Here is a 23,182-nt window from a genome sequence, read left to right as displayed (position 1 = left end):
TCACACGGCGTCGAGGTTTCCCTGCGCCAGCATGGTGTCGATGATCTCGGAGTCGCTGGTGCCGAGGGAGGACAGGTCCGTACCCGCCAACGTGATGCTCGCCGTGGCGCCGCTGCCGCCGGCGCCGTCGGCATCGATGGTGACGGTGGTATCGCCGCCGTCCTCGCCGTGCAGTGTGTCGTTGCCGGCACCGCCGCGCAGGGAATCGTCGCCGGCCAGTAACCAAATGGGCCAACGGTGGGCCCGGGAGATGAAGCAATTGTGACGCAAGGATCGGACGCGCGGAGACCGGATTTCTGTTAGCGCCTCAATGTCGCCGGCGTCTTCCCCGCCACCTGCTTCTCAATCTCCTCCGCAAATCTCACCACCGCAAAATCGGAAAAAGCCTTCACCCGCGCGGGCAGCAGGCGGCGGTGCGGGTAGAGCACGCTGAGGGCGACGGGCTCCGGCGGGAAGTCCGGCAGCACCGGGACCAGGCGGCCGTCCTTGAGGTCGTCGGCCACCTCCCACAGCGGCTTCAGCACGATGCCGCGGCCGGCCAGCGCCCAGCCGGTCAGGATGTCGCCGTCGTCGGCGTCGAAGCCGCCCTGCACGGAGAAGGTCTGCGGGCCGTCGGGCGTCTGCAGGATCCAGCGGAACTGCTGCGAGCCGGGAAAGCGCAAGAGCAGGCAGTTGTGGTCGAAGAGGTCGTCGGGCGTCCGCGGGGTGCCGCGCTCGCTGAGGTACGCCGGCGCGGCGCAGAGCAGGCGCTCGCAGTCGGCGATCTTGCGGCTGACCAGGGAGGAGTCCGGCAGGATCGCCATGCGCACGGCGACGTCGACGGACTCTGTCAGCAGGTCGAGCAGGTGCTCGGAACAGCGCAGCTGCAGCGTCACCTTGGGATGCAGCGCCTGGAACTCGGGGATCAGCGGCGCCAGGATGCGGCGGGTGAAGCCCAGCGGCGCCGTCACCCTCAGCGAGCCCTGCGGCGCGCCGCCGGCGCCGGCCACCACCGTCTCGGCGCGCTCGACGGCGGCCAGCACCTCCTGGCAGGCTTGGTAGAAGGCGACGCCCTGCTCGGTCGGCTGGACTCGTCTCGTGGTGCGGTTCAAGAGGCGCACCCCGAGATGGCTCTCCAACGCCTGGATGCGGTGGCTCACCACCGCCGGCGAGAGGCGCAGCTGCCGCCCGGCCGCCGACATGGAGTCCTGCTCCACCACGCGCACGAAGACGCGCATGTTCTCCAGAAGGGACATGATCTCCTGCCGCCGTTCCCCTGTATCCCTGCCCGGTTTTCCGGGCTTGATTGTTGCCGCCAGTTTATTCGGCTTTGTTTGAAAGTCATAGCCCGGGGATGCCGTTTCCCGCCGCCCGCGCCCGCGCTAGCATGACCGGGCGCCGGCTGGGATTTCATAGGCGGGCGAAGTGTTTAAGCCGGGGGTGAGCGGCTGCCATGTGCCGGCCTCGCCCTTCGAGACGGGCCTTCGGCCCTCCTCAGGGTGAGGCGCGATACGAGAGATTGACCTCATCCTGAGGAGGCGCGTCAGCGCCGTCTCGAAGGACGAGGGCAATCCGGCACGGAACCGGGGAAGGGGATCAGCGCATGACCGGGATACTATGGGAGTGGGCCGAAATGGCGGTGCGCTGGCTGCACGTCATCGCCGGCATCGCCTGGATCGGCAGTTCCTTCTACTTCATCGCTCTCGACCTCAGCCTGAAGCAGCGCGCCGGCCTGCCCGAGGGCGCGGGCGGCGAGGCCTGGCAGGTGCACGGCGGCGGCTTCTACAACATGGTCAAGTACCTGGTCGCGCCGGCGCGCATGCCTGACGAGCTCACCTGGTTCAAGTGGGAGGCCTATACCACCTGGCTCTCCGGCATGGGGCTGCTGGTGCTGGTGTACTATCTCCAGGCCGAGCTCTTCATGATCGACGCCGGCGTGATGGAGCTCTCGCCGGCCATGGCGGTCGCGGTCAGCATCGGCGGCCTGGCGCTGGGCTGGCTCGTCTACGATCTCCTCTGCCGCTCGCCGCTGGGGCGCAGCGACACGGCGCTGGCGCTTGTCGGTTTCGTCTTCCTGGTGGCGCTCGCCTGGCTCTTTACCCTGGTGTTCAGCGGGCGCGGCATGATCATGCAGATGGGCGCCCTCATCGGCACCATGATGGTCGCCAACGTCTTCCTGCTCATCATTCCCAACCAGAAGAAGGTGGTGGCGGATCTCATCGCCGGGCGCACGCCGGAGCCGAAGCTGGGCCAGCAGGCCAAGCAGCGTTCGCTGCACAACAACTACCTGACCCTGCCGGTCATCTTCACGATGATCGCCAACCATTATCCGCTGGCCTTCGCCAGCCGCTGGAACTGGCTCATCCTTGCGGTGGTGCTGGTGATCGGCGCCGTCATCCGCCACTTCTTCAACGTGAAGCACAAGACCGGCAAGGGACCTCTCTGGACCTGGGGCGCGGCCGCTCTGGGTCTCGCCGCCATCGTCTGGCTCTCGGCACAGCCGGCGACCGAGGTTGAAGCGGCGGCGGCGGGCGAGGTCGATTTCGCGGCGGTCGAGAACGTCGTGCTCTCGCGCTGCTCCATGTGCCACGCCGCCGAGCCGCTGTGGGAAGGGATCACCGTGCCGCCCAAGGGCGTGGTCCTGGAAACGCCGGCACAGATCCGCGCTCATGCCCGCGCCATCCGGATGCAGGCGGTCGTGACCCATGCCATGCCGCCCGGCAACATCACCTTCATCGAGGAAGAGGAGCGCCGCGTTCTCGCCGCCTGGCTCGCCGCCGGCGCCCCGGCTTGGTAGGCTGGGGGATGCAAGGAGACACGACACTGCGTAGAACGCGCACATTCATTTCGCTGTCGTCCCGGGGCTTGACCCCGGGACCCATTGGCGTCGCTACGGGGCGATGCCCTGACACGCTTGCGTCGGTTGATCGTCGAGGGCAATGGGTCCCGGCAACAAGTGCCGGGACGACAGCGCTGGTTTCGGCAATGGCGGAACCGCGCCGATGACCGCCCCGATGACCGCCCCGACACGGGCGCTGCGCGGGCGCGTCCTCACCTTCATCGGCGATCCGGCGACGGAGGGCGACAAGGCCTGCCGCTACCTCGAGGACGGCCTCGTCCTCATCGGCGGCGGAAAAATCCTTGACGTCGGCGACGCGCGCGACCTGCTGCCGCGTCTCACGTCCCAGGTTCTCGTCGAGGGCTATCCCGGCGACCTCATCCTGCCGGGGTTCATCGACGCTCATATCCACTTCCCGCAGACCCAGGTGATCGCCTCTTACGGCGCGCAGCTGATGGACTGGCTGGAGCGTTATGCGCTGGTCGAGGAGCAGCGCTTCGCCGACCCGGAACACGCCGCCGAGGTCGCCGCCTTCTTCCTCGACGAGCTGGCGCGCAACGGAACCACCACGGCCGCCGTGTACGGCACGGTGCATGCCCAGGCGGCGGAAGCCTTCTTCCAGGAATCGCAGCGCCGCAACACGCGGATGATTGCCGGCAAGGTGCTGATGGACCGCAACGCGCCGGACGCGCTCACCGATACCGCGCAGAGCGGCTACGACGACTCCAAGGCGCTGATCGCGAAGTGGCACGGCACTGGGCGGCAGCTCTACGCGGTGACGCCGCGCTTCGCCATCACCTCGACCGAGGCTCAGCTCGAGGCAGCCGGCGCGCTGCTGAAGGAACATCCCGATTGTTACCTGCAGACCCACCTGAGCGAGAACCGCCGCGAGATCGAGACGGTGCACGAACTCTTCCCCTGGGCGGAGAGCTATACCCAGGTCTACGAGCGCTTCGGCCTGCTCGGCCCGCGCTCTCTCTTCGGCCATTGCATCCATCTCAGCAGCGGTGAACGCAGGCTGCTGAGCGACAGCGGTTCAGTCGCGGTGTTCTGCCCGACCTCCAACCTCTTCATCGGCTCCGGGCTCTTCGACCTGGCCGAGGCGCACGACCCGGCCCACCCGCTGCGCGCCGCCATCGCCACCGACGTCGGCGGCGGCACCAGCTATTCCATGCTGCGGACCCTGGGCGAGGGCTACAAGGTGCTGCAGCTGCAGGACCAGAACCTGCCGGCGCTGATGGGCTTCTACTGGCTGACCCTCGGCAACGCCCGCGCCCTCGGCCTCGATGACCGCATCGGCAGCCTGGAGCCGGGCAGGGAGGCCGACATCGTGGTGCTCGACGCGCGTGCCACCCCGGCCATGGCCCACCGGGCCGCGCGCATCGAGACTTTGGCGGAGGAGCTCTTCCTGCTGATGACCCTGGGCGACGACCGCGCCGTGCGCGCCACCTACATCGCCGGAGAAAAAGTGGCTGCGCACGGCTAGCAGGCTGCTGAAAATGGGCGCCCGGCCTGTGGTCCATCCTTCGAGACGGCGCTGACGCGCCTCCTCAGGATGAGGGCGGAGTATGAAATGATTGACCTCATGCTGAGGAGCACGCGAGAGCGTGCGTCTCGAAGCACGAGGTCAATCAGGCCCTCAGGACGTTTTCAGCTGCCTGCTAGCCTTCTCTCGGCAGCCGGTGATAGACCGCTTCGACGCGGTTGCCGTCGGGATCGAGCAGGAAAGCGGCGTAGTATCCGGGATGGTAGTCGGCGCGCAGGCCCGGCGGGCCGTCGCAGGTTCCGCCGTTGGCAAGTCCCGCCGCATGGAACGCGTCGACCGCCTCCCGGCTCGGCGCGCGGAAGCACCAGTGCCGGTTGTCGGGCGCCAGCGCCGGCCCGCGGCTCTCGAATATCGAGATGTAGCTGTGGCTGTCGTCGTCCGGCCGATTGCGCTGGCCGTAGCCGAGCTGATGCGCGTTGCGCACCACGCCGGGCACCCTCAGCGCCGCCATGACCGCATCCCAGAAGGGCGCCGCGCGTTCGACGTCGGAAACGGTGATCGAGATGTGGTCGAGCATGGTCGCTGGTCCCTGTGGTGGCCGCTGCGATAATAGCGTCAATAAGGGCGGCAGTCCCCCTCACCCAGCTTCGCCTAAGTTCGGTCTTCGACCTCACTAAGGCTCCGCAACCCTCTCCCACCGGGGGAGAGGGGCTGTATTTGTTACCCTCTCCCCTTCGTGGGAGAGGGTTGAGAAGTCTTAGCGAGCGACAGCGAGCTTAGACGAAGCTGGGTGAGGGGGAATTCACCCCAGCTCGAAGGTCGTGATCCCGAAGGTGCGCGCGACGGGCAGGTCCGGTGAGGCGCCGCGGTACATCCGCGCGGTCTCGAAGACCGGCGCGAGTCCGGCCCGCTCGGCCAGCGCCACCGCCGCGCTGTTGTCCTGCGGCGTGTCGAGCGCGATCTCCTCACCCGGGGCCGTCGCGCAGAGCGCGGCGAAGAGCGCGGCGGCCGTGCCGGCATCCTCGGCAAAAAGGGGGCCGACCTTGCAGCCGCTGCGGCAGGCGCGGATGACGCCGTAGCCGGCGATCTCGCCGTCCTTCACCGCCATCAGCGCCCTGCGCCGCCCGCCGGCCGGCGGCAGCACCCAGGGCGACGTAAAGGCATCGCGCGGCGCGGCGAAGAAGGCACGGTCGTAGGCGAGGAGCGCCGGCAGGTCCTCCGCCGTCACCGCCCGCACTTCCGCCGCCGTTTTTTCGGCGTCGGTCTGCGGCATGCCGCTGTAGCGGACATTGCGCCCGGCCAGTACGAAGCCGCTCTTCCTGTAGTTCTCCTGCTGCGCCACCACGCCGTCCAGGCCGACGCTGCGGCCCTCCAGGTACGCCATGCCGTGCTGCCAGGTCGCCCAGCCGGCGCCGCTGCCGCGGAAATCCGGATCGACAATGTAGAAGCCGAGAAAGCCGTAGGAGCCGCCGTAGCGCACAACGGAGATGGAGGAGACCGGCCGGTCGCCGATCCAGCCCATGAAAAAACCGCCGGGATCGGTGCCGTGGAACACGGCGAGATCGTCGAGACCGGGATTCCAGCCCTCGGCGGCCGCCCAGTCCACCGCCACCGCGAAATCGGCGGCACTGGCGGTGCGAATGTCGAGACCGCTCACGGCCGTAGCCTTCAAGGGAGCGCGGGGGCGGGTGCCCGGCGGCTGTTGCCGATGCCGGCCCGGTGCAGCGCCTCGCAGAAGGTGACGGCCGCCGCCACGCCGTCGATCACCGGGATTCCGAAACGCTGCGTCATCTGCTCCGCCAACTCCGCCATGCCCGCACAGCCCAGCACCACCGCGCCGCAGCCGTCCTCATCCAGGGCGCGGGCGATCTCGGCGGCGATGGTCTCCACCACACTAACGGCTGCAGCCTCCAGATCAAGCACCGGCACACCGGAAGCGCGCACCCGGGCACAGCGTCCGGTCCAGCCGTAGGCGGCAAGGTTGTTCTCGATGACTGGCAGCGAGACGGCGAGCGTGGTGACCACGGAAAAGCGCTCGGCCACCAGCATCGCCGCCGTGAAAGCGGCCTCGCCGATGCCCAGCACCGGCACCGGCGAATGCTCCTTCAGGGTCATCAGGCCGGTGTCGTCGAAGCAGGCGATGACCACGGCATCGTAGTTGCCCTGCGCCATGGCGGCGTCGAAAAGCGCGAAGAGGCCGGGCAGCGCGGCGGCACCGTCCTCCGGCCCCTGGATGGCCGGCGGGCCGCCGGCGGGGTTGACCGCCGTGACGGTGGTGCCCGGCGCGGCGGCACGGCGCGCCGCCGCGCCGATCGCCGCGGTCATGCTCGCGGTGCTGTTGGGATTGATGACCAGGATGTGCATGGAGAGGTTCTACACCATCCCCCTGCCGGCGTCCGAGCCCTGCTTTGCGCGGCGCCGGCGCAGGACCACCGCGAGCGCGATGAAGCCGGCGATGATGGCGAAAGAGAACACCGTCGTCATCGTGCCCAGGGCATAGAGCACCGGCGATGTCACGTTGGTGGTCATGCCGAAGATCTCCAGCGGCAAGGTGTTGTAGGAGCCCGCGGTCAGGAGGGTGCGGGCGAACTCGTCGTAGGAGAGCGTGAAGCCGAAGAGCGCGACACCAATGAGGCTGGGGCCGATGATCGGCAGCACCACGAAGCGCACGGTCTGCCAGGGTGTGGCGCCGAGGTCGCGCGCGGCTTCCTCGTAGGCCTTGTTGAAGCGGTTGAAGACCGCAAACATGATCAGCAGGCCGAAGGGCAGCGTCCAGGTGAGTTGGGCGCCGAAGCCCGAGGTCGTCCAGTGTACTTCCCAATCCAGGATGTTGAAGATCAGGCCTACGCCCAGCGAGATCAGGATCGAGGGAATGATCAGGCTGGCGATGATCAGGTAGAACAGTGCGCCGGCGCCGAGGAAGCGCCGCCGGAAGGCGAGCCCGCCCATCACCGAGAGCACCACGGTCACGAGCATGACCATGAGGCCGAGGGCCAGCGAGCGGCGGAAGGCGCCCCAGATGTCGCCCACGGCTTGCTTCTCGAAGAGGTCGAAGAACCAGTGCAGCGAGACGCCGTTCATCGGGAAGGTAAGCCCGCCCTGCGGGCCCTGGAACGACAGGATGGCGATGGTGATGATCGGCCCGTAGAGGAAGACCACGAAGAGCGCGAAGAAGGCCGCCAGGGCGTAGAAGGAGCGGGGGCGGGGTTCTTTGGTCCGCATGGTCACAGCTCTTTGCGGATATCGACGAAGCGCATCATGACGGCGATCATCAGCAGCACGGTCGCCAGCAGCACCACGGCGCTGGCCGCGGCGGCGGGGTATTGCAGCAAGGCGATCTCGTTGGAGATGACGCGGCCGACCGAGGCGCTCTGGCCGCCGGACATGAAGCGCACGGTGATGAAGTCGCCCATCACCAGGGTCACGATGAAGATTGAGCCGATCATGATGCCCGGCTTGCTCAAGGGGATCACGACGTTGGTGAGGATCTGCAGGCCGTTGGCGCCGGCATCGCGCGCGGCTTCGATCAGCGACTTGTCGATGCGCATCATGGTGTTGAACACCGGCACCACCATGAAGAGGACGTAGAGATGGACGAAGGCCAGCACCACCGCGAAGTCGGAGAACAGCAGCCATTCCAGCGGCTCGTCGATGATGCCCAGCGAGATCAGCGCGGAGTTGGCGAGACCGTTGCGTCCCAGGAAGGGGATCCAGGAAATCATGCGGATGATGTTGGAAGTCCAGAACGGGATGGTGCAGAGCAGGAACAGCGCGATCTGCGCGCCCAGCGAGCGCACGTGGAAGGCCAGGAAGTAGGCGACCGTGAAGCCGATGGCGGTGCAGAAGATCCAGGTCAGCACCATGAACTTCAGGGTCTTCAGGTAGGTCGCCAAGGTGACCTGGGAGGTCAGCAGGTAGAAATAGTTGTCGAAGACGAAGTCGGGATAGAAGGTGAACTCGTTGTAGTTCCAGAAGCTGACGACCGCGATGGTGAGGATCGGCAGCACCAGGAAGAAGGCAAGAATCAGCACCAGCGGGCTGAGCAGCAGCCAGCTCGTGCGCTCGCTGGCGCTGATGAGGCCTTTCAGGGTCATGCGGGGGTTACCTGTGGCGGACCGCCCGCCCGGTGTTATGGCACCGGACGGGCGCTCCTCCTCTCGCATCAGGCCGCGATGAACTCGTTCCACTTGCGGACCATGTGCTGGTTCTCGTCCATGACCGCGTTCCAGCAGGCGACCGCGCCCATGCGGTCGTAGAAGGAGCCGCCGTCGCGCACGGCGCCGGCCTTCTCCATCACCTGGCCCTGCGGGTTCTTGATCTCGCCCTCGGCGGGCTTGCCCTCGAACCAGAAGCCCCACTCGTCGGCGGTCATGAAGTCCTTGGAGGTCTCCGGCACCGCGGAGTAGTAGCCCTGGCGCATCAGGAAGCCGCCGACCCAGCCGGAGAGGTACCAGTTGATGTATTCGTAGGCGGCTTCCAGTTCCAGGCCCGAGAGGTTCTTGGACAGGCCGATGCCGCCGCCCCACGAGCGGTAGCCTTCCTTCAGCGGCTGGTAGACGCAAGGGATGCCCTTGGAGCGCACGGCGGTGATCGCCGGCGACCACATGGACTGGATCACCACTTCGCCCGAGGCCATGAGGTTCACGCTCTCGTCGAAGGATTTCCAGAAAGCGCGGAACTGCCCGGCTTTCTTGGCCTCGGTGAAGATCGCCATGGTCTTGTCGATCTCCTCGCGGGTCATGTTGCCCTTGTCGCCGTATTTGATCTCGCCCATCGCCTCGCAGACCATCGCCGCGTCCATGATGCCGATGGAAGAGATATCGAGGATCGAGGCCTTGCCCTTGAACTCGGGGTTCAGCAGTTCGGTCCAGCTCTCGATCGGCCGGCCGATGAGATCCGGGCGGATGCCCAGGGTGTCGGCGTTGTAGATCGTCGGGATGAGGGTCATCCAGCCGGTTTCTTCCTTGGCGAAGCTGGTGCCGTCCGGGCCGTCGACGAAGCCGACGGTGTGCGGCGCGGTGCCCTGGGCGATGTCCGACTCAGGGGTCAGCTTGCCGCTCTTGAAGATGCCGACGATCTTGTCGTAGTTCTTGATCTTGGAAACGTCCATGGCCTGCAGGTTGCCGGCGGGCCAGACCTTCTTGCAGATCCAGTACTCGATGTCGGCAATGTCGAAGGATTTCGGCTGGGTCGCCGCGCGCTGGGTGACGCTGTCGGAATCGAGGGCGGTCATCTCCAGGGTGAAGCCGAGGTCTTCTTTCACCTTCTCGGCCACCTCGTTGAGGTTGGAAACGCCGGTGCCGAATTGGCGCAGCGTCACGTCCTTGATGTTCTGCGCCCAGATGGTCGGAAACCCGCTGACGGCGCCCGATCCCAGCGCGAGGCCGCCGGTGGCGGCGGCGCCCTTCAGGACCGTGCGGCGGCTGAATGTCTTGCTCTTCCCTGTTCTCATAATTTCTGCTCCCTGTTTTCCCTTAGGGGTTGGCGAGGTTTTCTCGGGGTCGCCTGCGGTCAGGCCGCAAGCGGATGGGCATCGGCGGGGCTCCAGCTCAGGAACACGGTTTCGCCGATTTCGATGGGGGCCTTGAAGAAGATGCTGTCGGCCAGGGTCGCGGTGATGTCGCCGGCGCCGCCTGCGCTCAGTGCCAGATTCACCGTGGTGCCGAGGTACTCGACGTCGCGCACGACGGCTTCCAGTTGAGCGGCGCCCGGGGCACCCTGGCGCGTGACCGCGATGCGGTCGGCGCGCACGGCGATGGCGCCGCCGTCCCGCTTCATGACGTTGTGGCCGCCGATGAAGCGCGCGACGAACTCCGTCTCCGGCGCGTCGAACACCTGCTGCGGCGTGCCGGCCTGCTCGATCCTGCCGCCGTTCATGACGATGATGCCGTCGGCCAGGGCCAGCGCCTCGTCCTGAGAGTGCGTCACGTGGATGAAGGAGATGCCCAGTTCGCGCTGCAGCCGCTTCAGTTCCAGCCGCATGCGCAGGCGCAGGAAGGGGTCGAGCGCGGAAAGCGGTTCATCGAGCAGCAGGATGGCCGGGCTGGTGATGAGCGCGCGGGCCAGCGCCACACGCTGCTGCTGGCCGCCGGAAAGCTGGCCCGGCAGGCGTCCGGCGTATTGCGTCATGTCGACGAGCTCCAGCAGTTCCATCGCCCTCTTCAGGCGCGCGGCCTTGGGCTGCCCCCGCATCTTCAGGCTGAAGGCGACGTTCTCCGCCGAGGAGAGGTGGGGGAACAGGGCGTAGCTCTGGAACATCATCGCGGTGCCGCGCTTGGCCGGCGGCAGGTCGGTGATGTTGGCCCGGCCCAGCACGATGTCGCCCGAACTCACCACCTCGTGGCCGGCGATCATCCTGAGGGTCGACGACTTGCCACAACCCGAGGGGCCGAGCAGGCAGGAATAGCTGCCGGCGGGAAACTTGTGGTCGATGGCGTCGACGGCGAGAGTCTCGCCGTAGCGCTTGGTCAGCGACACGAGTTCCAGTTCGCTCTCGGTGGTCATCGGCGCGGCCCGTCCCGGTTTCCCTAAACCCCTGCATCAGCAACAGGCGTGCCAAAACGCCCTGCAAGCTAAGTCGTTGATTTTCAGTCGAGAAAGATTCCGCCGTTTGGGCCGCGAAATTGTGCTGCCCGCGAATTGGGCAGATGAAATACGAATTGCCTAAAAATTGTATACGATTTCCGTTTGCCTGCCGCGCGGGCTTGGGCTATCGCTGACCGGGGGCAATGGAGTTCTTGAGGAAAGGGTGGCCATGACCTCGGCAGTGGCGGCCGGCAGCGGCCTGGATGAAGGGGCGGGCGTGGACAGGGTCTCGGATGGGGGCTTCTCTTTGCCGCCCGGACGCGCGCTCGCCATCTGCCTGGAGCTGCAAAAGGCCATCCTGGAACACCGCCTGCGGCCCGGCATGAAGCTCTCCGAGGACGAGGTGGGAGAGATCTTCGGCGCCAGCCGCACAGTGGTCCGCGCGGCCCTGCATGCGCTCGCCCATTCCGGCCTGGTCACCATCGAGCGCAACCGCGGCGCCTTCGTCTCCCGCCCGACCATCCGCGAGGCGCACGAGGTCTTCGAGGCGCGCGCCCTCATCGAGCCGCGCGTCGCCCGCATGGCCGCCATCGCGATGACCGACGCTCACCTGGAAAATCTGAAGGCGCATATCGACGCCGAGCACGTCGCCCTGGCCGCCGGCGAGATGGGAAAATCCCTCATGCTGTCGGGCCAGTTCCACATCGCGGTGGCCGAGATCGCCGATCAGCAGGTCTTGGGGGGAATCATCCGGCAGCTGATCTCGCGCTCGTCGCTGATCATCGCGCTCTACTGGAAGCGCCCGGACACCGCCTGCGAGAGCCACTCCCATCATGCCCTGCTGGCGGCCATGAAGGCGCACGACGGCCAGGCGGCGGAGGAGATCATGAAAAGCCACATCGTGGATCTCCACTCCGGCCTCGACCTCAGGGAGCAAACGCACCACGAACTGACCCTGGCGGACGTCTTCAGGGGCTAGGCCGCGTGAGTCTTCGCACAGTCTGGGCGAGGCAGGTTATACTGTTATAAGTTGCCTTTTTGTGGAGACCGCCGATGCTGGCGCGGCCACCCGCCGCCGGTTCCTGGTACTAGACGCCCGCCTATGATCATCGCTGACATCGTCCTGACCACCGCCGTGCTGCTGATGGTGGTTGCCAGCGTGCAGCCCTTGGCGCGGCGCACCGGCCTGCCGTTCACGGTGGTGCTGGCGGTCGTCGGCGTGCTGATCGGCCTGGCCGCACTCTGGCTGCTGCGCACCACCCTCACCGACGAGTTCAACGAGGTCGCGGAACTGGTGATCGACATCCCGGTGTCGTCGGCCACCTTCCTCACCATCCTGCTGCCGATGCTGCTGTTCCAGGGCGCCATCACCATCGACGTGCGGCGCCTGGCCCAGGATATCGTGGCGGTGGTGCTATTGGCGGTACTGGCGGTCCTGGTCGCCCTGGTGGTCATCGGCGGTGCCGTCTACCTGGTCGCCCCCATGCCGCTGGTGGTCTGCCTGCTGTTCGGCGCCATCGTCGCCACCACCGATCCCAGCGCGGTGATCGCCATGTTCCGCGATCTCGGCGCTCCGGCTCGCGTGACCCGGCTGGTCGAGGGCGAGAGCCTGCTGAACGACGCCACCGCCATCGCCGCCTTCAGCGCCTTCCTCGGCGTTATCATCACCGGCCGCGATCTCGACTTCTGGCTGGTCTCGGAGGAACTCGTCTGGCGCCTCGCCGGCGGCGTCCTGGTTGGCTTTGTCGGGGGGCGGGCGACCGCGTCGCTGCTGTCCTTCCTGCGCGCCTACCGGGGCGCCCAGATCACCATCACCGTGGCGCTGCCCTACGTCGTCTACGTGCTCTGCAACAAATACCTCGACCTCTCCGGTGTGGTCGCGGTGGTCACTGCCGGCCTGGTGCTCAGCGCGGTTGGCCGCTCGCGCTTCCAGCCGGAGGCCTTCCGCTTCTGCCTCGACACACTGGAACAGCTGGCCTATTGGGCGACAAGCCTGGTCTTCGTGCTGGCGGCGATCCTGGTACCGCGGCTGCTGGAGAATTTCACCCTCGCCGACGTGCTCTACCTGCTGGTCGCCGTGGCGGCCGCCCTGGTCGCGCGCGCTCTGATCCTCTTCGGCGTCTTCCCGCTGCTCTCGGCCGCGCGGGTGGTTCAGAAGGTATCGACGCCGATGAAGACCGTCATCATCTGGGGCGGCCTGCGCGGCTCCGTCACCCTGGCGCTGGCCCTGGCGGTGACCGAGAACGCGCTGGTCGAGCCGGAGGTCCAGCGTTTCATCGCCATCCAGGCGACCGGCTTTGCCCTCTTCACCCTGCTGGTGCAGGGCACCACGCTGAGCCCGCTGATGCGCTGGCTGGGGCTGGACCAGCTCTCGCCCATTGACCGGGCCTTCCGCAGCCAGGTGCTGACCCAGGCGCTGTCCAGCGTCCGCTCGAACCTGCGCTCCTTCGCGGGCCGCTATGAGCTGGATGACGATCTGGTCGATTCCGCCGTGCGTCCCTACAGCGAGCGCCTGTTGAAGGTCGGCGAGGATAACTCCTTCGCCGAGGTGCTGAGCGACCGCGAGCGACTCACCGTCGGACTCATCGCGCTGGCCAACCAGGAGAGGTCGCTGATGCTCGACCAGCGCTGGAGCGGCGGCCTGCCGAGCCCGCTGATCGACCGCTACCTGTTGTCGGTGGAGGCGATGATCGACGGCGTGCGCGAGGACGGGCGCCTGGGCTACCTGCGCGCCGCGCGCCGCCCGCACCGCCAGACCTGGTGGTTCCGCTTCATCGGCCTGCTGCATTCCAAGCTGCACATCAGCCGGCCGCTCGCTACCTATCTGGGGCGGCGCTTCCAGTCCCTGCTGGTCACTCGCATCATCCTGCTGGAGCTCACCGTCTTCCTGGAGTTCCGGCTGGCCGGGTTGCTCGGCGACCGCCTGGCCGAACTGCTCGGCGACATCCTGCGCCAGCGCCTCACCGAGGTCGAGCGCCACCTCGATGCGCTGCGCCTGCAGTATCCGAAGTTCGCCCGCAACCTCGATCATTCGGTGCTGGAGCGCTACGCCTACCTGGAGGAAGTCGAGCAGGTGCAGCAGATGCGCCAGGCCGGGATCATCAGCGAGGACCTCGCCCGGCATCTGCGCGCCGAGGCGGAGAGCGTGCATGCCAGCCAGCGGCCCATGGCGGCCGTCGACATGCGCGCCACCACACCCGAACTGCTGCGCGGGTTTCCCGTATTCGGCACTCTGGGCGAGGAGGAACTGGGGCGCGTCGCCAAGCGCCTGCAGGAACGGGTCTTCGCCGCCGACGCCTACGTGTTCCGCCAGGGCGAACGCGCCGACGGCATGTACTTCATCGCCAGCGGCGCGGTCGAGATCGTGGTCGGCCAGGAACATCTCCGGCTTGGCCGCGGCGACTTCTTCGGCGAAATGGCGCTGCTCGACCAGAGCCGCCGCAGCGCCTCGGTGCGCTCGATCAGTTATTCACATCTCCTCTTCCTGCCGCGCGCCGCCTTCGAGGAGATCGGCGGCTTCCTGCCGCAGTGGCGCTCCAAGCTGGCCGAGGTCGCCCGCGACCGTCGGGCGATGAACCAGCGCGCCATAGGTGACGCGAGCCAAAGCTAGAGCCGGGCCCGGCGCGGGCTCGTCCAAGCGGTAGGCCGGCCGGTCGGAACGCCGGACCAATCTACATGCTAAAGATGTATTTAGGGCCGCAAGTGCAATTAGCAGGAAAAACAATGGGATGGGACATCCCTATAATTCTCGACTATCGAGAATTCGATTAGGTTTATGAGTAAATTAAGAACTTATGTCTACAACGTGGGCTCCGACCTTCTCGTCCATGCTGACTAGGGGAATAGACGATGTCCTCGCGAAGTGCCTTTTTCCGACGCGGTCTTGCCGCCCTGGCGGCCGCTTTTGCCGCGGCCCTCTGGACCCATACGGCGACGGCCGACGAATGGCTGATCCGCGAAAATCTGGTGGAGCAGGTCCGCCAGTGGTCGTCGTCGCCGGTCGTCCTGCTGTCGCTCGAGGCGAGCAACGAGCGCTACGCCAATCTCGATCAGGCGGCCATCGACGCCCTCGACGGGCAGTGGAAGGCCGAGCGCGAAGTCGCCGATCAGCCGCTGATCACCGCGGTGCTGTCGTCACCGCTCTCCAGCTATCTGACGCGGATCCAGGCGGACTCCCAGGGCCTCTTCACGGCGATCTTCGTGATGGACGGCAGCGGATTGAACGCCGGCCAGAGCGCCATCACCTCCGATTTCTGGCAGGGCGACGAAGCCAAATGGCAGAAGACATACCAGGTGGCTCCCGACGCGGTCTTCATCGACGAGATCGAGATCAACGAGGACACCGGTGCCGAAATCGCCCAGCTGAACATGGCCATTGCCCAGGACGGCAAGGTGGTCGGTGCCATCACGGTGGACGTCAACGTCACCGAACTGCGCCGCCGCTACGCCGCCGGCAAGGTCTGACGGCACGCTGCGTCTGGAGCTTGGAAACATGAACATCATCAACAACACCCGTATCTCCATCAAGCTGGTCGCGGCTTTCGCCACCTTGGTCTTCATCATCGCCTGCCTGTCGGGCGTGACCTTTTACGAACTGGGCCAGGCACGCGACCGCGTCGCCGACACCACGCGCATCAACGCCATCACCGACGACTTGGAAGCCATGCGCCAGGAGGTTGCCAAGCAGCAGGCCTTCGTGCGCGGCCTCCTGCTCAGCGGCAACCGCGACTACATTACGCAGTATGAGAACGCCAAGACGGAGTATCAGCGCTTCTTCGACTCGCTGGCTTCGCGCCTGACGGTCGACAAGGCCAAGCAGCTGTTGACGACGGCGGGCGAGGGCATCGCGAAGTGGCAGAGCGAGATCGTCACCCGCCAGATCGACCTCATGCGCAACCCGCTGACCGTTGACGAGGCGCGCGTGCTTGAGGCCAATGGTTACGGCGAGCGCCTGCTGAACGACGCCGGGACCAACCTGACGGAACTGGTCGGCCTGGCCAACCAGCTGACCACCACCAACGTTGCCGCGGTGGACGCGGCCTTCAACATCACCCTGGTCACTCTGCTCATCGGCACGGCCGTTGCGATGGTCTTCGCCGGCGCTGCCTGGCTCGTGCTGTCGCGCGCCATCGCCACGCCGATCAACGGCATGTCGAGCTTCATGGGCCGCCTCGCCGAAGGTCACTATGACGACGTCACGGCGAACCAGGACCGGGGCGACGAGATCGGCATGATGGCCAAGTCCGTCGAGTTCTTCCGTCAGCGCCTCATCGAGAACCGTCAGATGGAAGCGCGCGCGGCCAAGGAAAACGAGGACAAGGCCAAGCGTGCCAAGCGCATCGAGGAGATGACGGCCGAGTTCGACCGTGAGTCCTCGGAGATGGTCGCCAGCGTCGCCGAAGGCTCGACCGAGCTGAAGAGCGTCGCCACCTCGATGTCGCAGATCGCTCAGCGCACCGAGGAGATGAGCACCACCGTCGCCGCGGCGGCGGAGGAGGCGTCCTCCAACGTGGAGACCGTGGCCTCGGCGACCGAGGAGATCAATGCCTCCCTGGGCGAGATCGCCAGCCAGGTTTCGCGTGCGACCGACGTCGCCCAGTCTGCGGTGGCCTCGGCCAGCCAGACCACCCAGGTGGTCAACGGGCTGCGCGAGCAGTCCGACCAGATCGGTGACGTGGTGAAGCTGATCCAGGACATCGCGGAGCAGACCAACCTGCTGGCCCTCAATGCCACCATCGAGGCGGCGCGCGCCGGCGAGATGGGCAAGGGCTTTGCGGTTGTGGCGGGCGAAGTGAAGTCGCTCGCCACCCAGACCGCCAAGGCGACCGAGGAGATCTCGGCCCAGATCTCCAGCATGCGCGGCGAATCGCAGAACGCCGTCGACGCCATCGGCCAGATCTCCGGGGTGATCCAGCAGATCGACGAGATCACCACGGCGATCGCCGCGGCGGTCGAGGAGCAGGCGGCGGCGACCCGCGAGATCGCCCGCAACGTGGCCGAGGCCTCGCGCGGCACCAGCGACGTCACCAGCAACATCGCCCAGGTGAAGGGCGGTGCCAGCGAGACGGGTGCCGCCTCGCGTGACGTGCTGACCGCCTCGGAGGAGCTCTCCAAGCACGCCGAGCGCATGCGTGACGTGGTGCAGAAGTTCATCACTGGCATCAAGGCGGCGTAGCGGACGGCGACGGCGTCCTCGCCGGCCCCAGAGCAGATCATGGTCGGATGGAATCGCCTGCGGCGATCCACCGACCATGATCTGCTCTATGCTCTTGATGTATGGCGGATTCACGCAATCGAACGAAACCACGCAGCGGTTCCGTCTGATCGCGATCCGCTCTAGTCTTCCCAGAAGGCCTTGCCCACCTCCCGGTGGGCGGCCTCCCGGGCCAGACCGATGTCCGAGATGAGGTGCGGCCCGGCCTGGAGCAGGCGCTTCAGGTCCCTTCTGTAGGCTCGCCGTTTCCGCCACGTGGCCCAGGCCGCCTTGAGGCCCGCCAGCCCGCGAAGGCCGCCTGACGGCGGAGAAGCCGGCGCTGCCCGGTGCGGATCGGCCGGCGCTGCCTGGCGCGGATCGACAGGTGTTTGGGCGATGGCCATAGCGGCCTCCTGGCGTGACGCTGGAGAAACAGGAGGCCCCTTATCTAGCCCGACATTTTGCGGCTTACAAATCAGGCTTTGTGTCTGTTAGGATCAGGAAAAATGATCCTACGGACCTTTCTATGCGCCTGCCGCCGCTGAACGCCCTGCGTGCCTTCGAGGCTGCGGCCCGCCATGGTGGCTTCACCGGGGCGGCGGGTGAGCTCTGCGTCACGCGAGGTGCCGTCAGCCGCCATGTGAAGCTGCTGGAGGAGCATCTCGGCGTCGCCCTGTTCCGGCGGCTGCCGCAGGGCATCGAACTGACCGAGGCCGGGCGCCGGTTCCTGCCGATCCTGACAGGCGCCTTTGAGACCATCGGGCGGGGCGCCCGCGAGATTGCGTCCGGCGGCAAGGATCTGCGCATCATCTGCCCGCCGACGCTCTCCATCCGCTGGCTGATTCCCAGGCTCGACGACTTCCGCGCCTCCTACCCCGAGATCAATGTCCGCCTCACCACGGCCCTCTACGGCTGGGAAGACTTCGTCAGCGGAGAGTTCGATCTCGGCTTCGGTTGCGTGGTCGAAGGCAACCAGCCCGGCGGCATCGAGGTCCTGTCGCTGTTTCCGATGGTGATCGTGCCGGCCTGTGCGCCGGCGCTGCTGAACGGATCGGCGCCGCTGAAGCAGCCGGCGGATCTGGCCCATGTCACGCTGCTGCACGAATCACCGGGCCACCTCGACTGGACGACGTGGCTGACGACCTTCGGCGTCCAGGGGGTCGATCCTCGATCCGGCGTCGTGCTGCCTAACCTCGACATGGCCGTGAAAGCGGCCGTCATGGGCAAGGGCGTGGTCATGGGCGACCTCGTGCTGACCCGCGAAGAGTTCGAATCCGGCCTCCTCGTGATGCCCTTCCCGGACATGCTGTGCGAGACGAGCAACAGCGACTTCGCTTTGCGCGGTCCGACCCGGACCTGGCGGGATCCGAAAGTTGAAGCGTTCAAGTCGTGGATCGTCGAAGCCGCTGCCGACGATGCGGCCAACTGCGCGCGCCGGATGCGTTAGCCACGCGTCCGCAGGTCACGCCGGTCGGGAGGGCGAACGCGCGAGCGCCTGACGTTGTCGCCCGCGGGCCTCAGCACGGGCTTGGTTGCGCTATCACCCTGTTCTACACTGCCCGCCGCGTCCCACAAGGGCCGCGGCAACCAACAAGAACAGGCAGACGGGAACGGAAATGCGTTTGGTTCAGTTTTTCAGCCGGCAGGGCACCCGCGCCGTCGGCGTCACTGACGATGCCGGCGCGCAGCTGATGCTGCTCGACGGGGTGGAGCGGGTCTACGATCTGGCGCAGAGCGCCCTGGAGAGCGGCCGGAGCCTGGTGCTGGCGGCCGAGGAGCGGGTCGGCTCGGCCCGCGAGGACTATGGCGCGGTGGTGGCCGAGCGCCGGCTGCTGCCGCCCTTCGATCACCCCGATCCGGCCCACTGCCTGGTCACCGGCACCGGCCTGACCCACCTGGGCAGCGCCGATGCCCGCGATTCCATGCACAAGAAGGTGGCGGCCGAGGGCGAGGCGGCGCTCTCCGACTCCATGAAGATGTTCAAGTGGGGCCTGGAGGGCGGCAAGCCGGCGGGCGGCACCCTCGGCGTGGCGCCGGAATGGTTCTACAAGGGCGACGGCGCCATCGTCACGCCGCCCGAGCAGGCCTTCGAGATGGTCGACTTCGCCGAGGACGGCGGCGACGAGGTGGAACTGGTCGGACTCTACCTGATCGACGCCAGAGGCACGCCGCGCCGCATCGGCTTTGCCCTGGGCAACGAGTTCTCCGACCACGTGCTGGAAAAGCGCAACTACCTCTACCTCGCGCACTCCAAGCTCAGGCCCTGTTCCTTCGGCCCGGAGCTGCTGCTGGGCGCGGCGCCGGACGACATCCGCGGCAAGGCGTGTATCCGCCGCGGCGGCCAGGTGATCTGGGAAAAGCCCTTCGCCACCGGCGAGGCCAACATGAGCCACACGCTCGACAACCTGGAGCACCATCACTTCAAGTACCCGCAGCACCGCCGCCCGGGCGACGTCCACGTGCATTACTTCGGCGCCGCCACCTTGAGCTTCACCGACGGGGTGACGGCGCAGGAGAATGACGTCTTCGAGATCGACTGCGAAGTCTTCGGCCGCCCCCTGCGCAACCCGCTGGTGATCCGCTCCGGCGGCTGCGCGAAGGTGGTCGAGTTGTAGGGGGCGTCGCACGATCCGGCCACTTGAAGACTGTCGTCCCGGGCGCAGGTCCCTATGATGTTCACGCATCCCTGTCGGTTACTCAGCATGTCATCCCGGCCAAGCGAGCGGAGCGAGCGCGAGCCGGGATCCATTGAAGTGTCGGGCGCCAGGCTTCGCAGTCGCTCGCTCGGCTGAAAGCCCCTGTAGTGCGCTGCGCCGACGCCTATGCCCGGCCCAGATGCGGGCCCTCCTGCTTTGCCGGGAGCTTGGACCTGCCATAGACCCCGGATCGCGCTCGCTCAGGCTCGCTTGTCCGGGGTGACAGTTTGGAGACGGCCGGAAGAAAACGGTGACTGTCGTTGTCGAGGGAGTCGCCAGTCCCTACTGAAACGCCGTCTCCGAGAAACTCCGCAGCTTTCGGGAGTGCAGGCGTTCCGGCGGCATGGCGCGCAGCATTTCCATGGCGCGCAGGCCGATCTTCAGGTGCTGGTCGATCTGGCGCTTGTAGAAGGCGGTCGCCATGCCGGGCAGCTTCAACTCGCCGTGCAGCGGCTTGTCGGAAACGCACAGCAGGGTGCCGTATGGCACCCGGAACCGGAACCCGTTGGCGGCGATCGTCGCGCTCTCCATGTCCAGCGCGATGGCGCGCGACTGTGAAAAGCGCTGCACCGGTTCGCGGTGGTCGCGCAGTTCCCAGTTGCGGTTGTCGATGGTGGCGACCGTGCCGGTGCGCATGATCGACTTCAGCTCGTAGCCTTCCAGTCCGGTGACTTCCTCGACGGCGTCTTCCAGCGCCACCTGCACCTCGGCCAGCGGCGGGATCGGCACCCAGGTCGGCAGGTCGGCGTCCAGCACGTGGTCCTCGCGGACGTAGCCGTGGGCCAGCACGTAGTCGCCCAGCGCCTGGGTGTTCCTGAGGCCCGCGCAGTGGCCCAGCATCAGCCAGGCATGCGGCCGCAGCACGGCGATGTGGTCGGTGATGGTCTTGGCGTTGGACGGGCCGACGCCGATGTTCACCATGGTGATGCCGCTGTGGTTCGGCCCCTTCAGGTGGTAGGCGGGCATCTGCGGCAGGCGGTCGTCCGGCGTGCTGCCCGGCCCCAGGGCACCGCGCGGCGTCACCAGGTTGCCCGGCTCGACGAAGGCTTCGTAGTCGTTGCCGTCGCCTCCCGGTGCCGTCTTGCCCAGCGCCTCGCGCGCCAGGGCGCGGAAGGCGTCGATGTAGAACTGGTAGTTCGTGAAGATGACGAAATTCTGGAAATGCTCAGGCGCCGTCGCCGTGTAGTGGGCAAGGCGATGCAGCGAATAGTCGACGCGCGGCGCGGTGAAGGGGGCCAGCGGCAGCGGCTTGCCCGGGCGCGGCTCGAAGGTGCCGTTGACGATGGCGTCGTCGGTGATCGACAGGTCCGGTACGTCGAAGAGGTCGCGCAGGGGCCGCTCCAGCCGTTCGACCAGGGCGCCCTCCACGTGCATGCCGTCGGGAAAGGCGAAATGCAGCGGGATCGGCGTCTGCGACGGGCCGACGATCAGCGGCACGCCGTGGTTCTTCAGCAGCAGGCCGAGTTGCTGGCTCAGGTAGTCGCGGAACAGGTCGGGCCGCGTGACGGTGGCCGCGTAGTGGCCGGGGGTCGGAACGTGGCCGTAGGAGAGTCGCGAATCGATGTGCGCGAAGCTGGTGGTGGTGATCGCCACCTGCGGGTAGAAGGCACGCAGGCGCCGCGGCGCCGCCTTGCCGGCCAACAGGGCGTGGAAGCCGTCGCACAGGAAGCTGGTCGCCTGGCTGTACAGCGCGACGAGGCGCTCGACCGCGGCTTCCGGGTCCATGAAGGCCTCCGGCGCGGCGGTCTCTGGCGTGGTGGTCTGCAGCAGTTCGGTCATCTTGCGTCAGAGCCTAGAGGATTCTCTTACAGCTTGCCATGGACCATCGCGCCGCCTGGCGGCATGCTGGCCCGATGCCGGAAGAAGCCTTCATGGGCGCAAAGATCGCGCTGGTTTGCGGCCGTCGGCTGGTTGTTTACCGGCGCGACGACAAGCCGACGATTCCCTGGCCCGGTCTGTGGGACCTGCCGGGCGGCGGGCGCGAAGGCGGCGAGACGCCGGTGCAGTGCGCCCTGCGTGAGGTCGAGGAGGAGTTCGGACTCGCGCTGGTACCGGACCGCATCCACTGGTGCCGCCGCTATCCCAGCGCTCTGGTCGCCGGGCAGGCGTCCTACTTTCTGGCGGCCGCGATCGGCGAAGCGGAAATCGCCGCCGTCCGATTCGGCGACGAGGGGCAGTATTGGCGCATGATGGAGATCACCGAGTTCCTCGCGCACCCCGAGGCGATCGGCCATCTGCGGCAGCGTCTCTCAGACTACGCCGTGGCCTGTGGTCTCGTGGCCCGGTCAGGCACCGATGAGGGTTAGCGGTTTGCCGCCTGGCTCCGGGCGAGGCGGGTCCTGGCGAGGTCGGGAAACTCGGCCGCCAGGAAGGCGTCGAAGCGGGTGAGAAAGGCCTCGCGGTACTGCTGCGGGGTCATTGCATGAACCGGCAGGCCGAAGCCGTCGCCCGGCACCTCGGGCGAGGCCTGCTGCAGGCGCTCGACGATGACCTTGTAAACCGTCGGCGCATAGTGCGAACCGTCGTAGGTGTTGTCGACGCGGCGGGTGACGGCGGTCGGTGCGGAGAAGTCGTAGAGCACATCGAAGATCTTCGCCGTCTCCGGAATCGCTTCCAGGTAGCCGTCGAGAATGCCGCCGAGATAGCGCGTCTCGGCCACTTTCCAAGCGGAGATCGGCGGCACGAATCCCCAGAAGGCGGCTTCGGGGAAAGCCTCGCGGAGCTCGCGGTAGAGTGCCGCGCGGGATGCCAGGAAATCGCCTTCGTACTGCGGGGTCTCCAGAGTCTCGGGGGGATCGAAGGGCGGCGTGTCCGGCAGGACGTGGCCGACGAAATGCTCGTCGTAGTAACGCGGCAGGGGCGAGTCGTGGCGCAGGGTGCGCTGCGTGAAGTCCAGCGCCGTGAGCGAGAGGTAGCTGTGCAGCAGACCCGGCGGCGCCTCGCCGTTCTGTACGAAGTCGGGAATGTCGACCGGCTGGTGCGGCTCGTCGAGGAAGTTGAAGTCGTCAATCCCGACGATCACCAGCTTGGGCCGCAGGCCGCGGCCGGCCAGATAGCGGGCGTAGGCCAGGAACTCCACCGCCTTGCCGGCTGAGAAAGCGAGGTTCGCGCAGCGGTAGCCTTCGACGCCTGTCTGGTCCAGCAGCGTGACGCGCGAGCTGCCGAAGATCAGGCAGTCGTAGGCGTCCGGCTCCTGCAGCAGCAGGTTCAGCTTGGCGATGCGCTCGTTGAAGATGAAGTTCCGTCCATCGATCTGGTTGCCCTGCCAGTACCACAAGGGGTCGACCACGCTGTTCAGCGCGGCGGTGCCGCCGCCCAGCAGGGCGATGCCGGCCGCCAGCACCAGGCTGTAGCGGTTGAACAGCCACCGGCGGCCCTTGCTGCCGGCCGCGCGCCCGGCACCGGCGCCGTGCTCCGGCAGGGCCGGGGGGCCGGAAAACTCGTTGGAGAGGCTGGTCATGGCG

The 23,182-nt window shown here is 67.0% G+C and carries 21 protein-coding genes; 9 read left to right on the top strand and 12 right to left on the bottom strand.

Annotated elements, in window-relative coordinates:
* Both WDC82_RS00720 and WDC82_RS00715 read right to left on the bottom strand, forming a co-directional pair.
* The gene (locus tag WDC82_RS00720; protein ID WP_340115310.1) at positions 1-270 is read right to left on the bottom strand and encodes a type I secretion C-terminal target domain-containing protein; all 270 of its coding nucleotides are present in this window, start codon (positions 268-270) and stop codon (positions 1-3) included.
* 29 nt (positions 271-299) lie between these two features.
* Entirely contained in the window at positions 300-1,235 is a 936-nt protein-coding gene (locus WDC82_RS00715) for a LysR family transcriptional regulator (RefSeq protein WP_340115309.1), read from the bottom strand.
* A 347-nt stretch (positions 1,236-1,582) separates the two neighbouring features.
* On the opposite strand from WDC82_RS00715, the gene WDC82_RS00710 reads away from it, so the two are divergent.
* Together WDC82_RS00710 and guaD are read left to right on the top strand one after the other, a co-directional pair.
* A complete protein-coding gene (locus WDC82_RS00710; RefSeq protein WP_340115308.1) occupies positions 1,583-2,776 on the top strand; it encodes a urate hydroxylase PuuD in 1,194 nt (397 codons plus the stop codon).
* Between the two features lie 205 nt (positions 2,777-2,981).
* On the top strand, positions 2,982-4,304 hold the full coding sequence (guaD, locus tag WDC82_RS00705) for a guanine deaminase (RefSeq protein WP_340115307.1): 1,323 nt from the start codon (positions 2,982-2,984) through the stop codon (positions 4,302-4,304).
* Between the two features lie 175 nt (positions 4,305-4,479).
* Here the strand turns inward: guaD and WDC82_RS00700 are convergent, their stop codons facing one another.
* The 7 genes from WDC82_RS00700 to WDC82_RS00670 all read right to left on the bottom strand — a co-directional run bounded on the left by WDC82_RS00700 (position 4,480) and on the right by WDC82_RS00670 (position 10,808).
* A complete protein-coding gene (locus tag WDC82_RS00700; protein WP_340115306.1) occupies positions 4,480-4,881 on the bottom strand; it encodes a VOC family protein in 402 nt (133 codons plus the stop codon).
* Positions 4,882-5,106: 225 nt separating this feature from the next.
* The gene (locus tag WDC82_RS00695; RefSeq protein ID WP_340115305.1) at positions 5,107-5,961 is read right to left on the bottom strand and encodes a GNAT family N-acetyltransferase; all 855 of its coding nucleotides are present in this window, start codon (positions 5,959-5,961) and stop codon (positions 5,107-5,109) included.
* An 11-nt stretch (positions 5,962-5,972) separates the two neighbouring features.
* Positions 5,973-6,668: an aspartate/glutamate racemase family protein gene (locus tag WDC82_RS00690; protein WP_340115304.1), complete on the bottom strand. Its 696-nt coding sequence runs from the start codon at positions 6,666-6,668 to the stop codon at positions 5,973-5,975.
* A gap of 9 nt (positions 6,669-6,677) precedes the next feature.
* Positions 6,678-7,526, bottom strand: a complete 849-nt coding sequence (locus WDC82_RS00685) for an ABC transporter permease (RefSeq protein WP_340115303.1) — start codon at positions 7,524-7,526, stop codon at positions 6,678-6,680.
* Positions 7,527-7,528: 2 nt separating this feature from the next.
* Positions 7,529-8,398: an ABC transporter permease gene (locus tag WDC82_RS00680; protein ID WP_340115302.1), complete on the bottom strand. Its 870-nt coding sequence runs from the start codon at positions 8,396-8,398 to the stop codon at positions 7,529-7,531.
* A 68-nt stretch (positions 8,399-8,466) separates the two neighbouring features.
* Positions 8,467-9,756, bottom strand: a complete 1,290-nt coding sequence (locus WDC82_RS00675; RefSeq protein ID WP_340115301.1) for a PotD/PotF family extracellular solute-binding protein — start codon at positions 9,754-9,756, stop codon at positions 8,467-8,469.
* A 59-nt stretch (positions 9,757-9,815) separates the two neighbouring features.
* Positions 9,816-10,808, bottom strand: a complete 993-nt coding sequence (locus WDC82_RS00670) for an ABC transporter ATP-binding protein (RefSeq protein ID WP_340115300.1) — start codon at positions 10,806-10,808, stop codon at positions 9,816-9,818.
* A 250-nt stretch (positions 10,809-11,058) separates the two neighbouring features.
* On the opposite strand from WDC82_RS00670, the gene WDC82_RS00665 reads away from it, so the two are divergent.
* From WDC82_RS00665 to WDC82_RS00650, 4 genes are all read left to right on the top strand, one after another.
* Positions 11,059-11,808, top strand: a complete 750-nt coding sequence (locus WDC82_RS00665) for a GntR family transcriptional regulator (protein WP_340115299.1) — start codon at positions 11,059-11,061, stop codon at positions 11,806-11,808.
* A 123-nt stretch (positions 11,809-11,931) separates the two neighbouring features.
* A complete protein-coding gene (locus WDC82_RS00660; protein WP_340115298.1) occupies positions 11,932-14,439 on the top strand; it encodes a cation:proton antiporter in 2,508 nt (835 codons plus the stop codon).
* Positions 14,440-14,678: 239 nt separating this feature from the next.
* Positions 14,679-15,293 carry a hypothetical protein gene (locus tag WDC82_RS00655; protein WP_340115297.1) on the top strand — a complete coding sequence of 205 codons (615 nt, stop codon included), beginning with the start codon at positions 14,679-14,681 and terminating at the stop codon, positions 15,291-15,293.
* A 28-nt stretch (positions 15,294-15,321) separates the two neighbouring features.
* Positions 15,322-17,004 carry a methyl-accepting chemotaxis protein gene (locus WDC82_RS00650; RefSeq protein ID WP_340115296.1) on the top strand — a complete coding sequence of 561 codons (1,683 nt, stop codon included), beginning with the start codon at positions 15,322-15,324 and terminating at the stop codon, positions 17,002-17,004.
* A gap of 161 nt (positions 17,005-17,165) precedes the next feature.
* Here WDC82_RS00650 and WDC82_RS00645 read toward each other — a convergent pair whose 3' ends face one another.
* Positions 17,166-17,426 carry a DUF1127 domain-containing protein gene (locus tag WDC82_RS00645; protein WP_340115295.1) on the bottom strand — a complete coding sequence of 87 codons (261 nt, stop codon included), beginning with the start codon at positions 17,424-17,426 and terminating at the stop codon, positions 17,166-17,168.
* Between the two features lie 122 nt (positions 17,427-17,548).
* Between WDC82_RS00645 and WDC82_RS00640 the strand changes: the two genes are divergently transcribed.
* Positions 17,549-18,469 (top strand): LysR substrate-binding domain-containing protein, encoded by a 921-nt coding sequence (locus tag WDC82_RS00640; RefSeq protein ID WP_340115294.1) that lies wholly within the window; start codon positions 17,549-17,551, stop codon positions 18,467-18,469.
* 169 nt (positions 18,470-18,638) lie between these two features.
* Positions 18,639-19,637: an AraD1 family protein gene (gene araD1 / locus WDC82_RS00635; RefSeq protein ID WP_340115293.1), complete on the top strand. Its 999-nt coding sequence runs from the start codon at positions 18,639-18,641 to the stop codon at positions 19,635-19,637.
* Between the two features lie 363 nt (positions 19,638-20,000).
* Here the strand turns inward: araD1 and WDC82_RS00630 are convergent, their stop codons facing one another.
* A complete protein-coding gene (locus WDC82_RS00630; protein ID WP_340115292.1) occupies positions 20,001-21,497 on the bottom strand; it encodes an AMP nucleosidase in 1,497 nt (498 codons plus the stop codon).
* A 92-nt stretch (positions 21,498-21,589) separates the two neighbouring features.
* On the opposite strand from WDC82_RS00630, the gene WDC82_RS00625 reads away from it, so the two are divergent.
* The gene (locus tag WDC82_RS00625; RefSeq protein WP_340115291.1) at positions 21,590-22,024 is read left to right on the top strand and encodes an NUDIX hydrolase; all 435 of its coding nucleotides are present in this window, start codon (positions 21,590-21,592) and stop codon (positions 22,022-22,024) included.
* Here the strand turns inward: WDC82_RS00625 and WDC82_RS00620 are convergent.
* Complete coding sequence (locus WDC82_RS00620; RefSeq protein ID WP_340115290.1) at positions 22,021-23,178, bottom strand: hypothetical protein; 1,158 nt, start codon at positions 23,176-23,178, stop codon at positions 22,021-22,023. The two genes, WDC82_RS00625 and WDC82_RS00620, sit on opposite strands and share 4 nt — an antisense overlap.
* Between the last annotated feature and the right edge of the window lie 4 nt (positions 23,179-23,182).

Source organism: Pelagibius sp. 7325 (genome assembly GCF_037652055.1).
Taxonomy (GTDB): Bacteria; Pseudomonadota; Alphaproteobacteria; order Kiloniellales; family Kiloniellaceae; genus Pelagibius.
The sequence above is the reverse complement of the archived record's forward strand: the minus strand, read 5'-3'. Positions and strand labels throughout refer to the sequence as shown.